Below are 23,922 nucleotides of genomic sequence, written 5' to 3'. Positions count from 1 at the left end.
TTATTCCGCAAGGTGTTGTCAAGCGTTTTGTGAAAATATTTTTGATTTTTTGGGGAACCTATACACAGTAAAGGTTTGAGCTGTCCTTCACCGCTCCGGTATCCCCTGGCTGACTCCTCTTTTAACTATGGGGTCTTTTTTTGGCCCAAAAGCCGTATTTTGGCTGGACTATTTCCCGCGCATGGGTAGAAGAACTCCGTGGTGCAACATGATGGGGCTTACTTGGAGTATAGGTAAGGCAAAGTTAGAGTGTAAGCTGTGAGGCTGCATCATGGGCTTAGGATTACAGAGGCAGGCTGGTGCATGAGTCATATATATGTAAGTGGTGTCTGCATTTCTTGGACTTACTGAGGGACGTTTGGGTCTCAGATTGAGCCGATCGCCCTTAACAATTCCTCTGATTCAAAATCCAGAAGTTGAAACGATACGTTACTCTAACCCTGATCAAACTCCCAGAAGTCGATCGCCCGCAAATACACTCTCCTGAATTACACCCCGAAACTCCTTCAGTTACGCCAGTTATCAGCCTTTGACGATCGAGGGCGAGTTGGTATCCTCAACATCTACATCTAAAAAGTGCAAGTGACTCTCTTCCTCAATATTGACAGCAATCACCAAACCTCTATTCCCCCAAGGAGCGATCGCCCGGGGTGAGGCGGGGCTGCTAAAACTCCCTACTTGAATCCCTTGACTGTTTAACACTTCTATCTGCCCCGCAACATCTGCCAACACCCATCCCCAATTAGCCACACAAGCAGACACGGGCAAAGTTTCAAGAGGAATTCGTGCTACCTTGAGTGGCCACAATTTCATCAACAGCACCGCCGCTTTACCACCTTGAGGAATGCCCAGCAAAGTATAAGGCTCAGGTGTCAACAGCATCTGTCCCACGCTGGCAGACAACCGCACAGAACCCACCGGCGTGCCGCGACGAGTGTAAACTCTAAAAATAGTTTGGGGATTTTTTGGTTCGTTGTCCGGCCAAACTGCTAAGACGTGTCGCCGATCCAAAAACATTAATTCTGGTAAATAGTGTTCTGGTAACGGCACAGTAGCGATCAGCTTCAAGGCTTTTTTCTGATCGCCAGCAGTGCTGTTTCCAGCTAAAGAATAAAAACGCAGTTCGCCGGGAACCGCTACTGTCAACCAGTTGCCGTGAGAGTCTACAGCAGCTTTAAAAGCATCTGGACCTTGCCTCAAACCCATATCCAGCAAACATTGAGGCTCCCAAGAGCGCTCATTGAGCCAGTAAAGTTTTTGCGGAGTGAGAACGCAGCAGCCGTGGGAAACAGGTAAAATGCCGCGCACGATTTCCGGCATTAATGAAATAGAAATAGACATTTCTCCTGTAACTAGCTGTTTTCCCGGCTGAGCCCAAACCTTCACCTCTGTACCTACAGCAGCATAGAGATACGTTTCAGTGGCAATTAAAGCGGTCAACGGTGCTGGAAGTATCAGTGGCTTGGGCTGCGAAAGCGCATAGCGGACAGTCCCAAGTAAATTAATCGCCGACAGTGAGGCTTTTTCCTCTTCAACTTCTAGCAAAGACCCAGTTTCAGACTTCAGACTTTTATCACCAATGGTTGTGGGGCTTTCCCAGGGAATAATGCAGTCGCCCAATTGCCTGACAGCGGGGTCGTACATGATCAGCCGCAGAGCTTGAGCCATTTGGGAAGCACTGGCAAAACGGCGGGCTGGCAGCTTTTCTAAAGATTTTTTGACTATTGCTTGCAAAGGTTCGGGGATGGCGTCGGGAAATTGCAAGCGTTGATTCAGGTGCGCCCACCTCAAGTCTCCGGGGGTTCCCCCGAAAGGGCGGTAGCCCATTAGCAATTCAAATAGCAGAATTCCTACTGCATATATATCTGACATCGGGGAAAAAAGACCGTAAAACCGCTCAGGGGCCATGTAAGCGGGGGAACCTACGGTAGCGTCGGGAGAAATTTCTTGGTGGAGGCGAGTGGTACCAATTTCTGGCAGCCGACGCGCGATGCCAAAGTCAGAAAGCCGGGGCGACCAACCTTTTGCTCCTAAAGTTAGGAGGATATTTTCGGGTTTGATGTCGCAGTGAACTACGCCTCGGCGGTGGGCGTAGTCTAAGCCGGCTAAAACTTCCATGACTAGCTGTAAACCTTCGAGCAGACGCAAGGGGCGGTCTTGTTTGAGCAGGTTGCGGAGGGTTCCTCCCTCGCAGTAATCCATAACCAAGTACCTGCCTGTAGCTGTGTGTTCTAGAGCTCGGCAGGTAACAATATTGGGGTGCTGCAAGGTGATCAGAAACCACAGCTCTCGCAAGAATTCGCTAGTTGGGGCTTTCTGATGACTAAGTTCTTTGAGAGCAACCAGTTGGCTGGTGAGGCGGGAGTCCTGGGCGGGAGCTTCTCGAACGCTGGCACAAAAGACTCGACCAAATTGTCCTTGTCCGACTAGCCCTAAAATGCGGTACTTAGAATGTTGCATCGGTCTAATTATAGAAAAAGCTTGAGCTAGTATTAAAATATGTAAATAATTCTGACAAAAATTCAAATTTTTGAATCGCTCGCCAGGTACAGCCTATGTTATCTCAGGTTCATTCTCAGCCTCCTTGAGAGCGATCGCACACTCGCACCTACTAAAATCCTTGAGCTTCGGAATCACTATCAATCTTGCCGGATGCCGGTACCCGATCTGGAACTACCTGTGGCTGCTATTTTAGTCGATCGCGACTATTACAGTTTTTTCAATGCCATCTAGAAAGTATCTAAGGTTTTAGCTTTTCAAGGCTAAGCTGGGGAATCGGGGCGAGGGAACAGCGATGACCAAAACAGAAGTGCGGTTATGCCATAGGGGTTAGAGAGCCAGAAGCCGATGCTGTCGTCAAGGCATCTTAACCTTTTTGAGTATTAGCCAAATTTTTTTGCGCTTTGAATAAGTTGATCGTAACTTGCTAAATACTGAACTTGACAGGAGCAAACATCAATATGGTTAAAATTATTAAACTAGATCCAATTGCGGAGGAAATAGCAGTAGAAACCCGATCAAATATCCTTTCTGCCTTACTTTCCAAAGACTTAGACGTTCTCAAGGAATGCGGGGGGCGGGGAATGTGCGCTACCTGCCATGTTTACATTAAAGAAGGCATGGAAGGCTTGTCGGACATGAACCGCCGCGAGAGAAGAACGTTGGAAGTGATTACTACGGCTAAAGCCAATTCGCGACTTGCTTGTCAGGCTCAAATTATGGGCGAGGGTGTGGTTGTACAGTTGCCTGCGGGGATGTACATTAATGCTATTGAAAATGTTGAAGCTTTGATAGGCCGCCGGGCCCAGCAAGACTTATTACACCCAATTACGGGTCAAGTAGTTGTAGAATCGGGAAAGTTAATTACTCGTTCTATCGTTACACAGCTTAATGAAACGCGCTTTCAAGTAGGACAGTATTTAGTTCGGACTAAAGAAGCTTAAAACTGATATGTTTGTATTTTAGTAGTAGAGAAAAATCTATGTTGAGCCAACTTGCGCGTTTGAGCACGGAAGCAGACGGACGCTACGCCAGTGCAGAAGAACTCCAATTTTTGAAAGACTACTTTCAGTCTTTGAATCACCGGATGAGTGCTTATAAAAAACTTCAAGCCTCTGAAACAGAAATTATGCGGCAAGTGGAAGCACAAATGCTGTCTCTAGACCCTAGTTTATTTCGGCGCGGGGCTAACGATATGACTGAAAAGTGCCGTGGAGATATTGTGCGGGTGTTGAGGCATTCAGCGGCAGCACTGTTGATTAATGATACTGAACGGTTGCGCGATCGGCTACTACTTTGGTTGCAAACTATTTTAGGCGCTGTTCAAGTTAGAAATAGTGCAACCGTGACCTACGATGTGATGAAAAAGGTTCTCAAACAATATCTCACGGTGGAGGAAAGGAACCTATTTTTTCCGATTCTGGACATCAACCGTACTTTACTCGGCAAATAATCAAGGGAGTTGACAAGTTAACGCCGATAAACTGTGCCGTTAGGAAGAGTGGCTCCAATCAACTTCGCTCCCGTCAAATCCGCCTCAGTGAGAATCGCTCCCCGGAGGTTGGCTCCTGTCAAGTCAGCTTTCTGCAAGTTGGCTTGACTCAGGTTAGCTTTCCTCAAGTTAATTTCATGCAGACAAGAATTAGAGAGGTCGGCATTGATCAGGTAGGCTAGACTCAAGTTGGCTTTGCTGAGGTTTGCCCCGCTCAAGTTAGCTTCCATCAGATAAGCACCGCTCAAGTTGGCTTCGTTCAACAATGCCTCTGCCATATTAATTCCAGTTAAAAGTTTGCGGCTCAAGTCTACACCGCTGAGGTCGGCCCCGCTGAGGTTAATACCGCTTAAGTGGCTGCCATTCAAAGTAATGTTTCTCAGGTAGGTTTTGCTGAGGTCTGCTTTGCACAAATTGGCTCTATCCAAGCAAGCTTCGCTAAGGTCTGATCCAATCAAGCAGGCACCGTTTAAATAGGCTTGAGTGAGGTTAGCTCGCCTGAGATTAGCTTTCAAAAGGTTGGCTTTGCTGAGGTTAGCACGGGTTAAGTTGGCTCCGGCTAGGTTGGCTTTGGATAATTCGGCTCCGGTGAGCTGTGCTTCGGTCAAGTCTGCCTCTTTCAAACTCGCTAGACTTAAGTAAGCATCTTTGAAGTTTGCCCCGTTGAGATTGGCTTTAATCAGATATGCTTTACTGAGATTAGCCTCGGTGAGAACGGCTTTGGTGAGGTTAGCGGCGCTCATATCTGCACCTATGAGATTAGCATTGGGAAGATTTGCTCCGGTTAGGTTTGCCCAATTCAGATGAGAGCCGGCTAGGTTGGCGCGGGTGAGATTGGCTCCGATGAGATTGGCGCCGCTCAGACTGGCTGCCATGAGGTTGGCGCCGGTGAGATTGGCTCCGCTGAGGTCAGCTTTGCTGAGATTGGCTCGACTCAGATGGGCTTTGGTGAGGTCTGCCCCGCTGAGGTTCGCACCGATTAAGTAGGGTCGTTGCTGGTGTTGGTTGAGGTTTGCCAAAATTAGAGTTGGGGCATCGCTGGAACGGTATAAATCGATCGGACTCAACACAATGCCGCGCAGATTTGCCAGTCTAAAATCTCTTTCGCCGGCTGCATATCGAGTTAGAAGTTCATTGGCGTCCATTAAGTTCTAGCAAAATGTTTGAGGTTTTGATGGCTTTTAAATTTTATGAGTTTCTAGAGTAAGTTATGAAGTTTCTAGCTGCTAGTTCTCATCAGGTTTTATTTGAATTGCTAAAACCTTATTTTTTAACTCACGAGCTTTTTTATAATTTAACTCACAGTTTTGATGATACGGTCGATAATATGGCTGCCCAAAAATCGATTTGACAGCTATTAGCAACAAACTAATAGCTGTCAAATAAGTCAGTTTTTTTGAAAAAGTTGACTGAGAATAGCTTCATGGTCTTTTCCTTCTTCGACCATAGAATCTGCTGGTTGGAGGCGATCGCGCAGCCCTAAAATAAAGCGGTTGCAATCCGAACCCAATGATTCGCAGGATGTTTGCAGACAGTGAAGTTCTCGACCCGTAAGCTGACTAAAGAACGCACTTAAAATACCTGCTTCTAAAAAACAGGCTGGTCGCTTAGACTTGGGGGCTGTTTTAGCAAAAAGAGAGTTAGCAATTTTTACTATTAAAAATCCATGTTCGGAATAGCTGGGGTCAATCTCAAATGTTCCCCATCCATGAGTTTTCCAACACTGCTGCAAGGACTGAAGAAATTCTACCATTTCCATTTCAGAAACTGGCTGACCGTAGTATTCGCTGACTTCTTCGCAAAAACGCACGTAGAAGTTTTTACCCCACCAGCGACCGCAGTTGAAAAGCACGAGGCGGGAGGCTTGACCTGTTTCTTGTTCTAAGCCAATATAAATGGCTTGAATCAGTGTTTCTGGGAGCGCTAGAAGCCGATCGCCCCTGCGGTTTTCGAGGAGACCGAGTTCGAGGTCGCCTCGGACGTAGGCATCGCTGGCAAAGTAGTTTCCAGGGAGTCGGGGCTGTTTGAGTAAGTCGGCAATATTAATCATCGGAAATTGGGAATTGGGAATCGGGAATTGGAAATTGGAAATTGGAAATTGGGAAGAAAGCAGATTATTTATTATCTTGGTCAATAATAATTGACTGGGCTTGGTCGAAAAATGGTTGCAATATAGCTCTGGCTTGCTCGGAAAGCAATTCTTTTAAACGAGTTTGCAGCAGATTGCAAACAGTTGCTTCGATTTTTTGAGTTTGGTGGGCTTCGACTATGCCGGAAAGCCAGTCTACAAGGCGCTGTTCGAGAAAATTTTGATCGTTCAGCAGCATAGCCATAGCGCAGTACCGCAAGACTAAAACCCAGTGTTTGAGCGATCGTTCTAAGGTTTCTTGTTTTTCGTCGGGGAATGTTTCTTGTAGTTTGTTGGCTACTGGTTGGAAGATGCTTGCTTCCTTCTCTCGCAAAAATTCGTAAATTTTTAAGCGCTGGACAAGGGTTACAGCTTGACGCTTAAAAGCCATGAGTTCTTCGCCTTTTAAAAAGCGGTTTTCTGCCTGATCCAGCAGCGCCTCAATCTCAGGGTGCATGATTTTAATTAAGTGGTAATCGGTAATTGATAAAAGGAAGGAAGTTCGGCAACGAGCTATGTACGGGATTTAACGGGTTTAACTAATGGATTTTGAGGGATGAGGAAAGATGGGTGAGGGAAGATGGATGAGGGATTGCCCTATTTTTTATTTTCCATTTGGCACACAGATTAAAACAGGTCAAATAGGTCATCAATGGTGACTTCTGCTTGTTCAGAAATAGAAATTACTGGCAAGGGTTGCGGTAGGGGTAGGGCACCTACTTCCGGAATTCCTTCCCAAGAAATAGCTTGAAAAAAGTCTGCTACAGGCTGGGTTAAACTCAGAAGTTGACCGGGGGTCGAACCATTTGGAGTTTCTAAAGATTTTCCTAGCCAATTATAGTGACCAAAGAATTCTTGGACAGATTGGTCCAACCATGAAGTTTGACTTTTCATCTTTACTTCCTGCCTGGAGAAATTCACCATCGCACTTTCGATCGCGAAATTGGTGGGAGGAAAGGCAGGGCAGGGGATGTGCCTTTCCAGGTTGTTTACCGCAATATTTCACCGTGTTGCAGTCGATTTTGAATATCGCGGGCGTTCGCACCTTCGTTAAGCCAGAATGCTGCTGCATCAATTTTATCTGGGTTGCCAAGCAGGAACTTGCAATAGGTTTCTCCCATTGAGTAACATTGGAGTTCTATGCAGCTCAGAGGCTTTTTGACTAAAGAGCCGAAGAAACCGGCGAACAAACCGGCGTATAGGTGACAAACCGGTTTGCCTACGTCGCCCAAAGTGCGAGCAACTGCTGAGTCAAAGAGGTTGATAAAGATGCAGCCGTGTTTGCGATCGCTCATGTCTACTTCCCAGCGACCCCAACCTTGAGCCGTGAAAGGCCACCACCAAGTTTCTAGCAGAAACATGAGATTTGACTGGCGAATGTTCTGGCTGTATTCGGCACTAAACCATTTTTGAAAAAATTCGGAATCTTGGAGTCCCCACTGGCAACCAATAGTATACATGATGACAGAGGACGCGGGGCCGACTTCTTCTTCGAGCCCCTCCACCAAACCGATAATGAAGTCTTCGCTGGTAAAAATGTTGCGTGACTCATTCCAGTCGTCAATTGTACCCATCTGGCGATCGAAGGCAAAAAAATCCTGAAACCTATAGTGGCTGTGAGTTTTAGGATGATTTTGCTTCAGTAACGATTCGCTGTGGGGGGAGATTTCTTTTTTGGCGGTAGAGACCATTGGCGGGTTATTCCTTTTTGGTGTAGTTTGGTGAAATTAGAGTCAAATAGAAGGGCCTGTGTATCCAATTTAACTTTATTTTTCTAAAGGCAGGCAGAGGATATAATTTTTTACTGCAATATAAAAATTAAAAATTCTAGGATGCTAAATTGGGGGACTTGTTGGGAGTTCTGCCTGCGGTCAACTGCTCTCTGAGTGCTGACGAAAGTGGGTATAACCTTAAACGGGTATGTGTTATCGTTTTGTGCAAGCTGTCCACTATATATATAGGGCATATGGGGATGAAAAATCACGCTTGTATTGCAATAGGCATCAATCAATATCAGTTACTCCAGCCTTTGAGTTATGCCCAAGAGGATGCAGAGGCGCTGTACGGTTTTTTGACTGAGGAGGCGGGTTTTGCGCCGGATGGATGTCTGCTGATGACCGATAGCTCGCCGTCGCTGTGGGGTCAATCTACCTATCCAAATCGGGAAAATATTCTGAGATTGACCCAAAGCCTGTGCGCGGAACATGTGCAACAGGGAGATTTACTCTGGTGTTTTTTTAGCGGCTACGGTGTCAGCTATGAAGGTAAGGATTATTTGATGCCGGTTGACGGCAATCCGGCTGACATTCAGGGTACAGGGATTCCGGTAGAGTTGCTGTTGAATACTCTGAAAAACGCTCCTACGGAAACGGTGTTGGTGCTGGTTGATATGAACCGCAGCCAGATTGTGAAAGCGGGGGAAACGATCGGCTCTCAAACGGTCGAGCTGGCGCGGGAACTGGAAATCCCGACGGTGCTTTCTTGCCGCCCTAATCAAGTTTCGCGGGAAACTTCGGCTTTGCGTCAGGGGTTTTTTACGACGGCGCTTTTGGAGGGGCTACGCTCGGGACAGTGCATGACTATTAAGGGTTTAGACCGTTTTTTGAGCGCTCGACTGCCGGAGCTGTGTGACCACCATTTGCGTCCGAAACAAGAACCTTTGATGGTGGTGAATCCTCCAGGAAAGGCTAATTTGGTGATTTTGCCCGATGCTTCAGGGGTACCAACTGCTGCGTTGGCAGGACGCAACGGCAATATGGCGGTTGGTACGGCTGATGGGTTCGATCGCCCGCAAATGGCGATGGCTACGGCTCGAATGGATGTGCCTCCGGCAGTTCGCAACGCTCAGGATTCGTCGGTTGAGATGCCACCTGTGTCGCCACCAAATGCTGTGGGCCCGGCTGATGGGGGAGGCGATCGACCGAAATTGCAAAAGCCGGAGGAGGAGCATAACGGGGGGTCGGATAAGTCATTTTTGCAGCAGCTAGTTTTATGGAGTTCAGCTACGGCTTTGGTGCTACTGTTGGGTGTTTTTGTGACGAACAAATCAATTTTTGTTGGTCAGCAAGAAGGAGATCCTCGATCGCCTGCTAAAAATGCCGAAAACTCTGGATCTCCAAAATTTACTGGTACTGGGGGGTCACAGAACCAAACGCGGGCGGTGCAAGCGGGGACTGGAACCAAGCAGCCACCATCCAGCCAGCAGGTGTGGGCTGAGGCGAAAACTTTCCTCAAAGATGGTTCGGCTTCTAGTTTTAATAGAGCGGTGGTTAAGGCTCGAACGATTCCGGCTAGCGATCCGCTCTACCCGCAGGCTCAGCAGGATATTGAGCGCTGGAGTTTAACGATTTTGGATATAGCTAACGGGCGGGCTGCTCGGGGCGATTTCCAGGGGGCGATCGGCGCGGCTAAATTGATGCCGGATGTCAATCAGCCTGTTTACAATCAGTCGAAACAGGCGATCGCTCAGTGGGAGGAGCTATCCAAAGACCAGGATGTAAATATTGCTTTGCTATCGGCTGCTAAGCGTCAAATTAAGCGGGGGGTTGCCTCTTCTTACAGTAAAGGCATCCAGCAAGCTAATAAAATTGAACCCGGTCAACCGAAGTATGCAGAAGCTCAACAGTTAATTGGAGAGTGGAGCGAAAGTATTCTGAAAATTGCTCAGTTGCGCGGCTTTCAAGGAAAGCTGAAAGAGGCAGTTGAAGCTGCTTCGCTGGTGCCGTCGGGTACTAAGAGTTATCAGCCGGCTCAGAAGGAGATCGCCAATTGGAAAACTAAGCTCCAACGCCAGCAGAAAAAAGGTTGATTTAGTTGATAATTTCTCGGTTTCTCACCGGGAAATTATTTTAGCGACTGGCCGAAGTAGGTCGATAGATCGCTCGATACCTTTTGATACTGCCAAGAGAGATCTACACATCGATAATTTAAAACCAATAATTTTATTCACCATTTCCCCTCGGCAGCTTCTGCGCGAGGGGATTTTATATGCTGCCTAGTAGGTTAGTTTTTGTAGAGTAAAAGATATCGTATGACCTATTAATGGGGGGTTGCATAATAGCGTGATGATTTTAAGTTTTTTTGCGATCAGCCCATGAGCCCGAAGGCGTGTATTTTCAGAGCAGGCGAGACGCCTAACCCTACTCCCCACAAGGTCTCAAATTGTGCAACCCGGTTAATTAATATTTTAAATTCACGTCCAAAGTTCCCTAAATTGGCACCTGTACCGTCACAAATTAGTTGTTATAAACAATAAGCATTGGTGTTAAAATATTTACTAAAAATTATGAAGAATATCTAAATAATTTAGCTTTCAATTAACTAAAAAAGTTAATTTTTGAATGAATTATATTCGGTATGTTTATTACCTGAGTTTATAGTTTATTTTAACTTAAATTATCCGCAAATTTGGCTATATCGAATTGCTATCTCAGGCAAGTGGCTAAGGCAAAATCGCTTTCAACAATTGGGTATGCAGAGTTAAATTTTTTTATCCCTCTTCGTGGGCTATTAGGAGCGATAGACGGATGGAATACTGTTGAAACTTGTACTGTTTTTAAATTATGAACAGTGACATATCTATTATGAAGTATACAAAATGAGCCGTTACTGGCAATTCTGGCGGAGGAGCGATCGCCCCCAATGAATTCAGGAAACAGATTCACCGCCACAGAGTACAAATTATCTGGATTCGCAAGCTGCGAGTCTTCGTTAGCCCGGAGATGACAAAGCTGCCTTAATTAACACAAATAAGGGTTCTGCAAGAAAATCCAAAAAATATTTTCTTGAGAAACAAGAATAAAAACTTGCTCGCTTATTGTAGCCCCGGTAACAACACGTATTCCTGAAGTTATAGTCCACAGCCAAGTCTACCGGACGATCTAAATCAATAGGGTGATGTGGCAGTGTGGGGGTGTTAAGAGGGGCGATCCAAGAGGAATGTTCCCGGAGCGATCGCTTCCCAATCGGGGAGTCTAAAACCTAGGAAGGCAATGAGTTGGAGACAATGCTGAACTTTTTGAGTTCAGGAAAGTAGCGTTAGCACTAAACTCTGCCGTATTGTGGAAATCGAGCCAAATTTGTAACAGTTCTTAACTATAAATAATTCTGCCAAAACTGCTAGCATAGTGACACTTTTGCTAGCAAAAACAGATAAAGTAAATAAAGTTGGCTAGCTCTAGACCCCGCGATCCCCAGGACGGGGATGTTGAATCAATTTGATTCATACCAAGTGGTTTTAGAGTTACAATCGGAATCAAAGCATCGCTATTTAACTGAGTTCTTTACTTACTTTTACTTTCAGCTATGAACGTGGATTTTATCAAAGCCCAAGTCAGGTTGCTACAGGGTGCAAGTTCATCGGAGCGAGAAACCCTTATTAAAAACATCGGCGTCTGTGCTGGCGTGATCCGACCGGGAGAGTACGTGACTCCGCAACGGAAGCACGCTATCACTCTCTGGTTGCAAACAAATGCGGTTCGTCTCCGGCTTCCCCAACTTCCTCTGGACTTATCAGGGCAAAAGCCTTAACAGGGAAGTAATCAAGAGGTAGCGACAGAATCAAAGAAATTAGTCAATCTTACCTAAAAGTGCGTTTTTATTGAGCTGTACAGGATCAATGAAACACGATTAAGATTGAAAAAATGTTTGTAGGGAAAGTTGGGCTCGAAAACACGCCTGTGGACAAGAAGCGGCCGACCGCCTTGGTAGAAACAGGAAGTGAACGTCAAACCTGCTCTAAAAGTAGATTTGAGTAAGTTTCACAGAAAGGATTATTCTGCACAACTATAACCTGGGTTATTTGCTTTTAGATTTGAGATTCACGATTTAGCTGGTACTGGATAAATTTGCTATTTGTGGATCGCCTGAAAAATTATCCTATTCAATAGGTATAACTAATTACAGGGGCAGTCATTGAACTGCCCTTACTTTTGAACCCCGATGCGAAACTGCTGCAAGTTACAATAAACGCATCTACTTGCAGATAGAGTCGAACTTAAGTACCAAATAGTTTGCTAAACTTATCCAGAGTTAATTACCGAGACAAGGTTTAACCATGTTTGCCGTCAAACGAGCACTCAAATTGAATAATAGGGAAGCGACTTTGATGGCAAAACACGCAGGATTTCGGCGCGTGGTATTTAACATGGGGTTAAGTTTGCGGACTCAAATGTACAGTGAGGGGAAACTTAGAGACTCAAAGGTGATTAACGAAATTAAAAAAGTTCTCACTAATTACGTCAAAAAGCAGCCTGAATTCGCTTGGATGAACCAATTGTCTAGCCGAGTTTACCAAAACGCTTTGATTGACTTGAAGGATGCGTTTAGCCGATATCGTTCTGGTTCTTCAGGTCATCCAAAATTCGCCAGTCGTCGCTCAGGTCAATCTTTTACGGTTGATTCATCTAACGGCAAAGTTCTGTTAAACGCTGGCAACACTGTTAAGATTCCTACTCTGGGAACTTTTCGGCTTTACGAAGCCCTAGATTGTAGTTTTATTTCTCAAACTTTCACGATTTCAAAAGAAGGGAATCGCTGGTTTGTTTCTTTCTGCGTTGATGCAGAACGCCTCCCGGTTCAGCAGTCTGAAAGTTCTGTGGGAATCGATGTCGGCATCAAGTCATTTGCTACTCTGTCAACCCAGCAATTTTTTGATGCACCGAAGCCGTTAAAGCAAGCGAAAACCAAGCTTGCTACTTTACAGCGCCAAGCATCAAAGCAGGTAAAAGGCTCTCGAAATCAACGTAAAACTTACAATAAGATCGGTCGGTTCCATGCAAAAATAGCTCGTATTCGCCTAGATTTCCTTCACAAGTTAACAACTTACTTGGCTAAAACTTTCAAGCTAATTAAGATTGAAAATTTGAACGTCAAAGGAATGATGGCAAATCACAAGTTAGCTGGAGCAATATCTGACCTTGGATTTTATGAATTCAAGCGTCAACTCGGCTATAAATGTCAAATGTATGGAGCTAACTTGGTATTGGTAGACCAGTGGTTTCCTAGTACCAAAACTTGCTCTAATTGTGGCACTAAAAAAGATATGCCACTAAGCATACGGACTTTTGACTGTCCTGTTTGTGGCATATCTTTGGATCGCGATTGGAACGCCAGCATTAACATTTTAAATTGGGAACCCTCGGCTTGAGGGGGATAGCCTACTTATCTTGGGATAGCCGACTACCCAACAGCGTAGGAAGTAAACTCGTAATTGTATCTAAAGACGGCTTTAGATAGGTTTAGGTAAGTTTTACAAAGCAGTTTAGGTGAACTCTCATGTAAGCTGCAGCGCCTCTATATGATCTGTTATGTTCGAGAGAAGGGGAGAGGGGGAGAGGATTGGACGAGCTTTAACAGGGAATTAATATAATCCAACAGAACGAGTGATAGCAATCCTTGCAGGAGTCGTACCAAGATGTAGGGGATAGTGGCTTTCTTTGCCACCCTGGCCTCATGGGGGCAACCACGGGGGGTGTGCCCCTACAAGAATTACACAAAGGATTTAGGATGGCTATATTACAATTCACTTGCTTTCTAATATATTTTTCCACAAAAATACTGTGAGCAAAAAACAAAAATTTCCTTATTTAGTTGGTTCCCGATGGACTTCACACCAAAAAACTTGGGGGTGGCGACACTTTCAAGTGGTCAACCGAAAAAACGAAGGTAAATGGGTATTTGCAGAAATGGTGGCGGCTTGCGATCCAAATGTCCGTTTTTGGCTGAACGCCGCACAGCTTAAAGACCGATCACTCTGGCAAGCTGGATGGCAGTCTACGCAAGAATTAGAGGAACTAGAAACTGCCGACTAAAAGACAGGGCTGTGGGGTAGAGTGAAGGGAACTTCCGCCGCCTGCTGCTATCGTTCCGATCCAAACCAATACGGAGTGAGACTTTGCAGGTTTTGAAAAATCTTTTACATGACTACAAGTTCGGGAAACCCTTATGTGGCAGCGTTTTTGCTTAAGTAAGTCGGTGGGAAAAATCCTAAGTATGTAACAAAACATTAATTACGGCGATCCGAACTCAAATTAATGCGTTTTGTAGGGTAGCGTACTTTTTTTCTCTAAAGCGATAAGTTAAATTGACTAAGGTCGATCGTCCCATATTTCCAGCGGCACAGGGCGTAACCTTCCCGCTACTTCTACACTCGGCCAATTCGGATCAAAAGTCAAATTTTCCAAGGTTCCGTCGCTGTGAATTAAAAACGTATCCTCAATTTTTGCTCCCGACAAACTCGGATTCCAAGCCACAGCCATATTTTCTGCCAAAATATCTGAAGTAGCCGGATTCGCCACAATTTCGCGCGCCAAATATCCGGTAGTTCCGCCTTGATGGTGTTCCGCAATTGCTTGAGGATATCCCTGCTCTTCGTAAGCAGTTTTAAGCGTATCATAAACGGCATTCAGCGTTACTCCCGGCCGACACAAATTTAGTGCCGCTGCTTCAATTTCTCTGACTTTTCGGTGCAACTCTGAATGCTTTTCCCCAAGAAAATCGAAAGAGACAAATCTAGTTAAATTTGCATACAAACCCCACCCCCTAGCACAAAATACTAACATTGCTTGTCGTCCAATTTGTTCGGCGGTTGCTGTGGCGTGGCGGTACAGCGGCAAACGCCTTTCTCCAGCAACTAATGTCAGGGCTGGATGCAAACCTCTAGCCCACAAAGCCTCTGCACCGGCTCCCGCTAGCTGATATTCTGTCCATGTGGGTTTGGCAGCAGAAAGTACCTCTGTCATCGCTTCGCTGGCTAAACGCCCGACTCGCCGGTATCGCTCTATTTCGCTTGACATCATTGTCTTTTTGCGAGACTGTAAAGATGCGATTATTGGTGTTTCTTGGGAATTTGGTCGATCGCTCATGACGTTACCGCCACCAGTAATTTCTTTAACAAAAGCTTCGCGCTGTGCAACATCAGCCCAAGGATAGATGTACATTTTAAAGTTGGCTGGCAACTCCTCGTCCTGCAAGCGTTGAGCTTCGATTTCGTCAGTGAGAACCCAAGCTGTTTCAGCGGTGATTAAAAGTTCTGCCACTCCGGTTTCTGCGGTTAGCAATACTGTATGGGAACCGCCGGCTGTGGCCCAGGCAAACCAATCAGTGCCTCGCAAGCGAAGGGCGATCGCTTTTGTGTCGGTTAAGGCTTTGCGGATGAATTCAAGTTTGCTTTCAACTTCTGGGTTAAATGAGTTTATCATTAGCTTTATTGCATATAAATTGTATTTTTTGGGCGGGCGGGACGCCCACCCACAATAATTGCATCAAACTTTACTTGAAAATTTAAAGGGGTTTCAGCTTATATTGACAGATACGGCTTGCAATTCTTTAGCTTTTTCTTCGGGTAAAGCGTCGTTGGCAAACATTCCGGCGGCGAGTTCGGTTCCTGCGAGGTATTTTAGCCGATCGCTCGATCGATAGGGCGGATAAAATTGGGCGTGCAAATGCGCTTCTGGATGGGGTTTCCCGTCTGTGGGTCCTTGAAACCAAGCCATCAAATAAGGGAACGGGCGATGCCACAAGCCGTCGTATTTGAGGGTGACTGTTTTTAAGGCCTTAGCGAGTGATTGCCGCTGTTTTTGGGTCAAATCGATAAATGTAGCAGCGGGGGCGATCGGGGCAATCCACACTTCGTAAGGGTAGCGAGCACAAGCGGGGACAAAGGCGATCGCCTCTTCGTCTAAATAAATAATTCGCTGGTTGTCGGAAATCTCTTTTTGAATAAAATCTTGCAGCAAACCGCTACTGTTTTTTTGATAGTAAACCGATTGACATTCTAACATCCGTGCGGGCACGGGTGGCACGAACGGATAAGCGTAAATTTGACCGTGGGGATGGTGCAAAGTTACTCCGACTTCAACGCCGCGATTTTCAAAGGGCAAGACGTATTCAATTTCAGGATTGCTACCGATAACTGAAGTGCGATCGGCCCATACTTCTAACAGCAATTCCAAGTGAGATAACTCCAAAGAACCGAGAGAAGCCAGGGGATCTTGAGTGAACACAACGACTTCGCAAATGCCTTTTGCGGGCAAAGTTTCGACAATATTTACAGGTGCATTTTTTGCTTGCAAAGTCATCGATGGAAAGCGATTGTCAAACACTGCTACATCGTAATCTCCCGGCGGCAATTCTGTCGGAAACTTAGGATTAATTGTAGCTGCCAGCGGGTTGTATTCCGGCGGCGGCATGAAAGTTCTTCCCTGACGGTGGCTGGCGTATGCTACCCATTCCCCCCGCAAAGGATGCCAGCGAAAGTGGGGGTTGGCCTCTACGGGTTCATTGCTGGGACTTACGGCCGCGATACCTTCTGGGATTGGGTAGCGGCTGTACAGTGTGAGTGGGCGGCCGTCTGGTTTTAGCAATGTTTGGGCGTACATTTTTTGTAGGGGCGGGCGATCGCGTTTAATATATTTTAGGAGTATAACTTCGTGCTTTGAGAATCCGCCCCTACCTAAAGTCGCAAATTAGGTTAACAAGTTGAGTTGGCAGTACCAACGTCAGCCGATCGTGTGGTATTGTGGAACCGGTCGGAGATCCAGGATCTGGATTCAATTTAAATGCGTAGCAGCTTACGATCGCAATTCTCAATTACCCAGTATATTTATTGATCGACTATTCGATCGAGCTTTTCCTTAACCAACAAGTCTAACAACGATCGCAACACAAACAAGCCACCGAATCCCGAAACCGCAAAAGCTGCGATCGCCCCCGTTTGATATCCGCCCACTAGCAGCACAGCACCCGACAAAAACACAAAACCAGTCAAACAAGCGAAAATTAGAGTTTTCAGGGCTAAATTAATGCGTTTCAAGGCTCTTTCGCTCTCGATATTTCGGACTCTAATTTGCAGTTCGCCCTCTTCAATTCGCTGCTCCAAACGCTTGAGAAAAATTTGCGATTTGCTGGGCTGCCGTAACTTATATGTAATAAAACTTCGCGCTTGCCTTGCCAATTCTCCGATCGCATTTCCCCGCCCCTTGCTCACCGCAATACTCTTGACAAAAGGCTGAGCAGATGCTAGGAAATTATAGTCAGGGTCGAGAGTTCTAGCAATGCCGTCGAGAGTGGTCACCGACTTGATAATAAACATCATTTCTGCAGGCAAGCGAAACGGTTGCTGCTCGAACATGATGTAAAGTTCGTTCTTAATTTCATTAAAAGCTTGAAAGTCGATCGGCTTATCAATAAACTTATCCAACAGAAAAGCAATCAGCCTGCGTACCGGCATCATATCCGGCATCGGCTCAACCAAGCCGATCTTAATTAAAGTATTGATTACCTCGTCAGTATCCTTTCTCATCACGGCAAAAAAAGTCTTAACCATTTGGTCTTTAGCCAGAGACTTCACCTCAGCCATCATCCCAAAATCGTAAAAAATCAAGCTACCATCTTCTGTCACCGCCAAATTTCCCGGATGCGGGTCAGCTTGAAAAAAACCGTCAATTAACAACTGTTTCAAATAACAGCAAATTCCCAGTTGATTGAGCTTCACAATATCGACTCCAATCGCCTCTAAACTAATGCGGTCGTCCACCTTAATCCCTGGTGCATATTCTAGAGTTAGCACTTTTTTAGTAGTGTATTGCCAGTAGACTTTCGGGACAATAATCTGAGGATATTCTCGAAAATTATGGCTAAAGCGATCGGAATTTTTACCTTCTTGCAGGTAGTCAATTTCTTGATATAAAATCTTAAAAAACTCGTGATAAATAGATTCTAGGTCATATTTGCGCGTCGCAGGCAGATAGCGATCGCAAAAACGCATCACTTGGCGCACCGCCTTTACATCCAAATCAAATAAACTTTCCAAACCCGGACGCTGCACCTTTACAATCACATCTTCCCCGGTGTGCAGCCTTGCTTTGTGCACCTGTCCCAGACTCGCAGCAGCGATCGGCGACGGGTCAAAATCGCGGTACAAAGCATAAATATCCTTGCCTAACTCTGATTCTACAAGAGCGATCGCCTCTTCCGAACTAAACTGAGGAACCCGATCCTGCAACTGTTCGAGTTCCTTCACATACTCAAGCGGCAACAAATCCGCCCGAGTTGAGAGAGACTGCCCGATTTTAATAAAAGTCGGGCCTAAATTCAGCAAAGTATTGACCAACCAATGAGCGCGAATTCTTCTTGTGTGAGGCGAATTATTTTGCAGCAGTGCGTCCCACCACAAAAAAAACATAAACTTTCCCGCCGCTGCAAAAATGTCTATTTGCCGTGCCAGTGGCGAATATTTAGAACGTTGCCAACGCAGGGTTTTAGGTGCTGCTTTTGTGAGCATAATATTGGCGATCAAATTCCATGCACCATGACAATTTTTAGGGAACAATCTAGGACGCAGAAACCCGCTGGTACGAAAATACGGGTGGCAGGCTTTTGAAACAGTTAAAAAACTCAGTTTTTTTGGTCTATCTTGCGTAATATCATATCCGACTATACAATTATAATTAAGTTCCTAGTAAGTAATACAAGTCCTGATTAATTCATAAATATAGGACAGTCGTACTCACTACAAACAGGCGCTAATTACGGGTTAATAACCAGACATAATATAAGTCCTGTGGAAAATCAGCAATCGAGAACCGGCAATTTAGACGGCAACCAGATCAACAATTCAAAACAGAGGACGTGGTAGTGTTTACGACATTTCCAAATCTCTCTTTTCTGGCCAGTCTTCTCATTTTGCCTGTTCGCTGCCAATTCCCAAGAACTTCTCAACCGAACTATTCTTCTACATTACAGAGTGCCACTGCAAATTGCGGCAGAGTCAAAGTAAAAGATGTGCGCCACAAAGTGTCAGCTTCTGAACTTTGGACCGGACAGCTTGATACATCAATAGTACCATTCAAGTGCTGCACTAAACACTTTACCAGCGCCAGACCCAAACCCGTACCGGCGATAGCTTGGTCAGTAATGCCAGTGCCACGGCGGAACTTATCAAAGATGTGGGGCAAATCAGCAGCAGAAATGCCACGCCCGAAATTAGAGATGCTCAGGACAATATACCCGGCTGCCTCAGACGCCTCCAAAACTACCGCCGTTCCAGAAGCAGAGTATTTTCCAGCATTCGTCAGCAGTTCCAGCAGTACCCGATTGAGAATGTCCAGATCAGTTTCCCAGCAAGGGGTCAACTTGGGCAAATCCACCTTAAGAGTCAATTGCTTATCCGCCCACTGTTTTTCAAAATCCCCAGCTAAATCTTGAAACAAACGGTTGAGATCGATTTTGATTAGAGAAATCGGGACTTGCTGAGGCTCAAACTGCTTGAGGGCCAGCAAATCGTTAACCAGAGCAGTTTCCTTAGAACACTGCTGTTCTAGAATGTCGAGATACTTAGTCCGATTCGCTGATGGCAGTTCAGCTTGTTTGAGCATCAGAATCGCCAGCTTCATGATTGTTAAAGGGGTACGCAACTCGTGACTCAGAGTGCTGAGAAACTCGTCTTTAATCAGCTTCAATTTCCGCATTTGCTCTAGCTGATTGGCAGATTGTTCGTACAGTTTCCCCTGCACGTCGAGGCTTTGCTGCAACTGAGAGGTTCTGTCGAAGACTAAGGTTTGCAATTCCTTAAGCGTTTGAGTTTGGGTAATCATCTTGCTCACTTGAGCGCTGACTGATTCGAGAACTTCTAATTCTTCTGGGTTCCAATGGCGCGGCTTCGAGTGCTGCAAAACCAAGAAACCCAAAACAGTGTCCTGGTAGCTACGGCCAGTGAGGGGAACCAGCAGCAAGCCGCGAATGTCTTGGAGTTTCAAAATTTCTGTGGCTGCTTCTTGTTCTTTGCCGATTAATGCGCCTGCATCAGCGAGGGCGAGGGGTTTGGGTGCGCTGTGGAATGCTTGGTGGCACAAATTAGATTCTGACAGCCAAAAAGCGGGATAGTTATTTGGTTGTGAGTTGGGGATTTTGGATGGGGGATTAGCAGTTTTATCTTTGTTTTTTGTTTTGGATGTTGAGCTTTTTTTTCCGGTAGCGCTTTTTGCTATTGGCTGTTTCTTTGGATTTTTTTTTGCAACGGATTCGCAAACTAATTCGATTTTCGCTTTGGGAGTTTGGGGGGAGCGAGTTGTAAATAGAGGATCTGTATATTTCAATAGCAGGATTTGGCCTCTATCTACTTCCAGGGTATCGACGGTATTTTCAATAACTTGCTGCAATATTCGATCGACTTCTGAATTTGTGTCGATCGATGCAGCAACTGACCTGAGAAGATTTTTGTATTTAGCTTGTCGCTGTAACTGTTCGTTTAAGCTGGCAATTTCTTGAGTTTTTTGAATGTGAGAAATCGCGCTGCCGATCGCGTCTGATGCTGCTTCAAGGCGCTGCCGATCTGCTACCGACCACTCGTGAGGTTGCGACTTACCAACAATCATCATCCCATTTACAGCCCCTCCAAATCGCGCAGGCCCTGCCAGAATTGCCCGAAAAGGCAGCGCAGTCACAGGGGAATTGGGCGATGAATCTGCCGGAATATCAATATAGTCGGATATCGCCACTATCTCGCCGTCTGCTAGGAAGTTTGCCCAAACGGGATGTTCGAGTGATATGCTAGGCGGTTTTAATCTAGGGGTTTGGGGGTGTTCCGGTGTTTCGGTGGAATCGGCAACACCGGCAACATAGGGGAAATCGCTGCTATTTTGCCAGTAAGCATTCGGATGTACTACTTTTTGGTCAACCACAGCAGTAACTAAACAGAAATCTGCCCCCCATGCCACCCCCAAAGTATTGGCTATTTGCAGCAGCAGGAGTTCTCGATCAAAGCTGGTGGCGAGAATTTGGCAAATTTGTCGCCCAAGAAGGGCAGGATCGACCTGGAACTGCATAAGACGATCCAGAAATTTTTGGACTGATACTGGTTCTGCGATTTGCGGAAAATACAAAGTGCAAGACTCTGACGGCGATCGGTCGATCGAAGTAAAGTCTTGATTTCCCTGGCGATCGATCATGGCAACCAAGCCTTTATTCTAAGATGTTTGAGCCTGCTCCCGCTGCCAATTTAGAACCTTTCCATAACTGTCGGCTTGACCGTTGTTATGAGCCTGCTTTCTGTGTTTGTGCAGCCGGTCGGCGGGTCGCTCGATATGTAAAAATATACCCAGATCTGACCGAGTTCTATTTTCGTGTTTTCTACGCTTTGATATGTACGAGAGGAACTTTACTATCCTTTACCGGATGATTATCAACCCCCTTCCCGCTAATTTTGACGGCTATTAGTAGTATGAAGGTTTTCTAGAGACCGCTTAGTGACACCCATCTCCTCACCCTGTGATGTTTCCTCTTTAAGTTTGTGATCTTAACAAATTTTTATTTTGATACAAATCGGCTGATCGAGTAATGCCGATCGCAAAAATTCAAAATCCCCAAATTGTCACTCATAACTATAGCTGAGAGTTTCCGAGTTTTGACTCAAAAACTCATTTTTCACAACACCGAGAGCAGCGGGGCAAACTCTAGGCTTAAATTTATCAGACTTACCTGCTTACTTATTTTGTGCTTCCTGTTGGGCTTTATCGCTATTTTGGCGGTAAAGTGCCATCCGGTTCTGAGCCGTTGTGTAGCGGGGATGCTTGGAAGGCACGGCGGCCATCAAATCGGAAGCTTGCTGCCACTTAGCAGCTACGACTAACCAATCCTGGCGAGATTGAGCGGTTTTGCCCTGGGTGGCTGCTTGTTCGGCTACTCGCACTGCTTGGGCAAAAGAGTCAACAGCAGAATTAACAGTCTCCTTAGAAATTTTCAAAGCAGGTTTTGCCTCCGAGGAAGGGGCAGTTGCTACGGCTTGGGTGGTGGCTTGTTTGGTGTTTGGCACTTGGGAATTAAGTCCTTTGTAGATGGCAGTTGCTGCTGCAAGCAACAGCACGGTCAAGCTGATGCCGCCGACGATACCGCGCTGAAATTGCCGCGGTTGCTGCATCGATCGAGGTATAGCCATTCTCGGCAAAGCCCGCTTGCCTACCATAGCTTGTCGTTCGTGATGGTTGCTCAGAGCTAAACGCTTGAACAAATTCGGCTTTCGGAGTTTAATTTCTTGAGACCACAAAAGTTGATTATCCGGATCGCGGCTAATTTCTTCCAGCCACAGCAGTTGGTGTTCTCGGACAAGCCGGCTGTTGATGTTGACTCGGCGAATATTGTGGGGCGAAATGCGTTCCAAAATTTCTCGGACTCGATCTACCAAACTAGACTCTTCGAGCAGTTGGGGCGTTGCAGCTTCGCACAGCAGTTGCAACACGCCGTCTGCAAACACGGCTCTAGCCCTCACCCCTACCTGTGCCAGTTCGTCATTAAGGATTTGAATAATCGATGCAACCGACCCCTCGCGAGCTTGTCGAGCAATGTCATCTATTGGATTTGCCATAAAACTATCTTGACACTTAGCAATTGTTAATTGTTAACCCAAAGTCTCGGATCTAATTTTTACTCATACAGGTTATCACTGACACTGCCAGGTTAAAATAAACAGATGCAAATCTTGCATACCGATCCACTTAAAATTATCACCACAGCATCGAGCGAGGCTAACAGGAAATAAACTATGGGTAAAGTAATTAGCGGTCAAATTTTTGTTGTAGACGACAACATCGATACAGATCAAATTATCCCGGCAGAATACCTGACCCTGGTTCCCTCGAAGCCGGACGAGTACGAGAAACTAGGCAGTTACGCGATGATTGGGTTGCCCGATCGCTACGGTAAGTTTATCGAATCCGGTGAACAGAAAACCCGGTATCCGATTATCATAGCGGGCGAAAATTTTGGCTGCGGTTCTTCGCGGGAGCACGCTCCGATAGCTCTGGGGGCCGCTGGCGTCACAGCAGTGGTGGCTTTGTCTTACGCACGCATTTTCTTTCGCAATTGCTCGGCTACTGGGGAATTGTACCCGATCGAATCAGTCGAGCGGCTCTGCGACTTGTTTGTAACTGGGCAAGAAGTGACGATCGACTTTACAGCAGAGGTAATTGTCAACCACACTCTCGATCAAACTTTCTCACTCAAACCTTTAGGAGAAGTAGGCCCGGTAATAGATGCCGGAGGGTTATTTGACTACGCGCGCCAAACGGGAATGATTGCGGCTCGCTCTTAACTGTTAAAATTCCTGCAATGTAGGGTGCGCGGCTCTGTCGTCCACCTTACGAATATCTCTTTGCTCAAACCGCTCCCATCTAGGGTGCGTGGCACTTTTCTCAAATCGAGTCAATAAAGTTCAATAAAATACGCTGGTGAGCAATGCCAAAAGGTCGCACATCTCCTGACTGCTCAGAAAAGCATTTTCCCGCCCGAATCTGCTCCGGTGTCAACAACTTCATATCCCAACCCTCAAGCAAAACTAAATCTTTGACATCCGCACTAAGTTGTGCATGAAAAACGTGGCGAACAACATCTTTTTCGACATCGCAACAGAAAAAAGAAACACTTGCAGGAGCATAGCAAATTTCCTCTGATAATTCCCGCAATACAGCCACTTGGGCAGTTTCTCCCGGTTCCAAGTGTCCGCCAAACAAAGCCCAATGTCCGGGATACCTGATATGAGGAATATCGTCTCGCAACTGACAGAGAAACTTGCCGTCTTGGTACAAAATCGCGATCGCAACGTGAATTTTAGTCATGTGTTAGAAAGAAGAGAGAATGCAGAAATTGCTGTAGAAGCGGGTTCACCAACATCTGTAAAATTAACTAACAATATAGGTAAACCCGCCCAGACACTAATATTATGAATGAACTTTGAAGATAAATAAACAGCTCCCAATATCCCAATCACAACTATAAACCTTTGATTTTTATGAAATAGACTTAGTTATGG

At 45.8% G+C, this 23,922-nt stretch carries 19 protein-coding genes; 7 read left to right on the top strand and 12 right to left on the bottom strand.

All coding sequences use genetic code 11. The features are described 5' to 3' along the window. Positions 1-522: 522 nt before the first annotated feature. Positions 523-2,460 carry a serine/threonine-protein kinase gene (locus QUA10_RS23345; RefSeq protein ID WP_333084960.1) on the bottom strand — a complete coding sequence of 646 codons (1,938 nt, stop codon included), beginning with the start codon at positions 2,458-2,460 and terminating at the stop codon, positions 523-525. Between the two features lie 500 nt (positions 2,461-2,960). Between QUA10_RS23345 and QUA10_RS23340 the strand changes: the two genes are divergently transcribed. Together QUA10_RS23340 and QUA10_RS23335 are read left to right on the top strand one after the other, a co-directional pair. Continuing rightward, on the top strand, positions 2,961-3,443 hold the full coding sequence (locus QUA10_RS23340) for a 2Fe-2S iron-sulfur cluster-binding protein (protein WP_006635922.1): 483 nt from the start codon (positions 2,961-2,963) through the stop codon (positions 3,441-3,443). Positions 3,444-3,481: 38 nt separating this feature from the next. Further along, positions 3,482-3,952: a phycobilisome protein gene (locus tag QUA10_RS23335; protein ID WP_333084959.1), complete on the top strand. Its 471-nt coding sequence runs from the start codon at positions 3,482-3,484 to the stop codon at positions 3,950-3,952. A gap of 17 nt (positions 3,953-3,969) precedes the next feature. On the opposite strand, the gene QUA10_RS23330 is transcribed toward QUA10_RS23335, so the two are convergent. The 5 genes from QUA10_RS23330 to QUA10_RS23310 form a co-directional block, all read right to left on the bottom strand. After that, positions 3,970-5,136 (bottom strand): pentapeptide repeat-containing protein, encoded by a 1,167-nt coding sequence (locus QUA10_RS23330; protein WP_333084958.1) that lies wholly within the window; start codon positions 5,134-5,136, stop codon positions 3,970-3,972. A gap of 242 nt (positions 5,137-5,378) precedes the next feature. Continuing rightward, positions 5,379-6,041: a V4R domain-containing protein gene (locus QUA10_RS23325; RefSeq protein WP_333084957.1), complete on the bottom strand. Its 663-nt coding sequence runs from the start codon at positions 6,039-6,041 to the stop codon at positions 5,379-5,381. A gap of 64 nt (positions 6,042-6,105) precedes the next feature. Next, positions 6,106-6,576 carry a phycobilisome protein gene (locus QUA10_RS23320; protein ID WP_333084956.1) on the bottom strand — a complete coding sequence of 157 codons (471 nt, stop codon included), beginning with the start codon at positions 6,574-6,576 and terminating at the stop codon, positions 6,106-6,108. A gap of 170 nt (positions 6,577-6,746) precedes the next feature. Further along, positions 6,747-7,013, bottom strand: coding sequence for a hypothetical protein (locus QUA10_RS23315; RefSeq protein ID WP_333084955.1), 267 nt, complete (start codon positions 7,011-7,013; stop codon positions 6,747-6,749). Between the two features lie 95 nt (positions 7,014-7,108). Beyond that, on the bottom strand, positions 7,109-7,810 hold the full coding sequence (locus tag QUA10_RS23310; protein ID WP_333084954.1) for a V4R domain-containing protein: 702 nt from the start codon (positions 7,808-7,810) through the stop codon (positions 7,109-7,111). A 281-nt stretch (positions 7,811-8,091) separates the two neighbouring features. On the opposite strand from QUA10_RS23310, the gene QUA10_RS23305 reads away from it, so the two are divergent. The 4 genes from QUA10_RS23305 (at position 8,092) to QUA10_RS23290 (ending at position 13,930) form a co-directional block, all read left to right on the top strand. Next, positions 8,092-9,927 carry a caspase family protein gene (locus QUA10_RS23305; RefSeq protein WP_333084953.1) on the top strand — a complete coding sequence of 612 codons (1,836 nt, stop codon included), beginning with the start codon at positions 8,092-8,094 and terminating at the stop codon, positions 9,925-9,927. Between the two features lie 1,496 nt (positions 9,928-11,423). Then, positions 11,424-11,648: a hypothetical protein gene (locus tag QUA10_RS23300; RefSeq protein ID WP_006635912.1), complete on the top strand. Its 225-nt coding sequence runs from the start codon at positions 11,424-11,426 to the stop codon at positions 11,646-11,648. Between the two features lie 526 nt (positions 11,649-12,174). Further along, positions 12,175-13,266: an RNA-guided endonuclease TnpB family protein gene (locus QUA10_RS23295; protein ID WP_333084952.1), complete on the top strand. Its 1,092-nt coding sequence runs from the start codon at positions 12,175-12,177 to the stop codon at positions 13,264-13,266. 412 nt (positions 13,267-13,678) lie between these two features. Continuing rightward, positions 13,679-13,930 (top strand): TIGR02450 family Trp-rich protein, encoded by a 252-nt coding sequence (locus QUA10_RS23290; RefSeq protein WP_242725377.1) that lies wholly within the window; start codon positions 13,679-13,681, stop codon positions 13,928-13,930. Positions 13,931-14,206: 276 nt separating this feature from the next. On the opposite strand, the gene QUA10_RS23285 is transcribed toward QUA10_RS23290, so the two are convergent. The 5 genes from QUA10_RS23285 to QUA10_RS23265 form a co-directional block, all read right to left on the bottom strand. Then, complete coding sequence (locus tag QUA10_RS23285; protein WP_333084951.1) at positions 14,207-15,319, bottom strand: M24 family metallopeptidase; 1,113 nt, start codon at positions 15,317-15,319, stop codon at positions 14,207-14,209. Between the two features lie 93 nt (positions 15,320-15,412). Then, positions 15,413-16,498 (bottom strand): galactose-1-phosphate uridylyltransferase, encoded by a 1,086-nt coding sequence (gene galT / locus QUA10_RS23280; protein ID WP_333084950.1) that lies wholly within the window; start codon positions 16,496-16,498, stop codon positions 15,413-15,415. Between the two features lie 224 nt (positions 16,499-16,722). Then, positions 16,723-18,402, bottom strand: coding sequence for an AarF/ABC1/UbiB kinase family protein (locus tag QUA10_RS23275; protein ID WP_333084949.1), 1,680 nt, complete (start codon positions 18,400-18,402; stop codon positions 16,723-16,725). Positions 18,403-18,844: 442 nt separating this feature from the next. Then, complete coding sequence (locus QUA10_RS23270) at positions 18,845-21,067, bottom strand: ATP-binding protein (RefSeq protein WP_333084961.1); 2,223 nt, start codon at positions 21,065-21,067, stop codon at positions 18,845-18,847. Between the two features lie 533 nt (positions 21,068-21,600). Continuing rightward, positions 21,601-22,479 carry a hypothetical protein gene (locus QUA10_RS23265; protein ID WP_333084948.1) on the bottom strand — a complete coding sequence of 293 codons (879 nt, stop codon included), beginning with the start codon at positions 22,477-22,479 and terminating at the stop codon, positions 21,601-21,603. A gap of 177 nt (positions 22,480-22,656) precedes the next feature. On the opposite strand from QUA10_RS23265, the gene QUA10_RS23260 reads away from it, so the two are divergent. Continuing rightward, complete coding sequence (locus QUA10_RS23260) at positions 22,657-23,205, top strand: LeuD/DmdB family oxidoreductase small subunit (RefSeq protein WP_333084947.1); 549 nt, start codon at positions 22,657-22,659, stop codon at positions 23,203-23,205. Between the two features lie 100 nt (positions 23,206-23,305). On the opposite strand, the gene QUA10_RS23255 is transcribed toward QUA10_RS23260, so the two are convergent. Then, complete coding sequence (locus tag QUA10_RS23255; protein ID WP_333084946.1) at positions 23,306-23,728, bottom strand: NUDIX hydrolase; 423 nt, start codon at positions 23,726-23,728, stop codon at positions 23,306-23,308. Positions 23,729-23,922 lie beyond the last annotated feature (194 nt).

Source organism: Microcoleus sp. Pol8_D6 (assembly GCF_036700965.1).
Lineage (GTDB): Bacteria > Cyanobacteriota > Cyanobacteriia > Cyanobacteriales > Microcoleaceae > Microcoleus.
Note: the sequence above shows the minus strand (reverse complement) of the source record. Positions and strands in the feature narration are given on the sequence as shown.

Bases quoted from the DNA above. Each gene is read 5' to 3' on its own strand.
- QUA10_RS23345 (WP_333084960.1), bottom strand. From the start codon at position 2,460: ATGCAACATTCTAAGTACCGCATTTTAGGGCTAGTCGGACAAGGACAA.
- QUA10_RS23340 (WP_006635922.1), top strand. From the start codon at position 2,961: ATGGTTAAAATTATTAAACTAGATCCAATTGCGGAGGAAATAGCAGTA.
- QUA10_RS23335 (WP_333084959.1), top strand. From the start codon at position 3,482: ATGTTGAGCCAACTTGCGCGTTTGAGCACGGAAGCAGACGGACGCTAC.
- QUA10_RS23330 (WP_333084958.1), bottom strand. From the start codon at position 5,136: ATGGACGCCAATGAACTTCTAACTCGATATGCAGCCGGCGAAAGAGAT.
- QUA10_RS23325 (WP_333084957.1), bottom strand. From the start codon at position 6,041: ATGATTAATATTGCCGACTTACTCAAACAGCCCCGACTCCCTGGAAAC.
- QUA10_RS23320 (WP_333084956.1), bottom strand. From the start codon at position 6,576: ATGCACCCTGAGATTGAGGCGCTGCTGGATCAGGCAGAAAACCGCTTT.
- QUA10_RS23315 (WP_333084955.1), bottom strand. From the start codon at position 7,013: ATGAAAAGTCAAACTTCATGGTTGGACCAATCTGTCCAAGAATTCTTT.
- QUA10_RS23310 (WP_333084954.1), bottom strand. From the start codon at position 7,810: ATGGTCTCTACCGCCAAAAAAGAAATCTCCCCCCACAGCGAATCGTTA.
- QUA10_RS23305 (WP_333084953.1), top strand. From the start codon at position 8,092: ATGAAAAATCACGCTTGTATTGCAATAGGCATCAATCAATATCAGTTA.
- QUA10_RS23300 (WP_006635912.1), top strand. From the start codon at position 11,424: ATGAACGTGGATTTTATCAAAGCCCAAGTCAGGTTGCTACAGGGTGCA.
- QUA10_RS23295 (WP_333084952.1), top strand. From the start codon at position 12,175: ATGTTTGCCGTCAAACGAGCACTCAAATTGAATAATAGGGAAGCGACT.
- QUA10_RS23285 (WP_333084951.1), bottom strand. From the start codon at position 15,319: ATGATAAACTCATTTAACCCAGAAGTTGAAAGCAAACTTGAATTCATC.
- galT (WP_333084950.1), bottom strand. From the start codon at position 16,498: ATGTACGCCCAAACATTGCTAAAACCAGACGGCCGCCCACTCACACTG.
- QUA10_RS23275 (WP_333084949.1), bottom strand. From the start codon at position 18,402: ATGCTCACAAAAGCAGCACCTAAAACCCTGCGTTGGCAACGTTCTAAA.
- QUA10_RS23270 (WP_333084961.1), bottom strand. From the start codon at position 21,067: ATGATCGATCGCCAGGGAAATCAAGACTTTACTTCGATCGACCGATCG.
- QUA10_RS23265 (WP_333084948.1), bottom strand. From the start codon at position 22,479: ATGGCAAATCCAATAGATGACATTGCTCGACAAGCTCGCGAGGGGTCG.
- QUA10_RS23260 (WP_333084947.1), top strand. From the start codon at position 22,657: ATGGGTAAAGTAATTAGCGGTCAAATTTTTGTTGTAGACGACAACATC.
- QUA10_RS23255 (WP_333084946.1), bottom strand. From the start codon at position 23,728: ATGACTAAAATTCACGTTGCGATCGCGATTTTGTACCAAGACGGCAAG.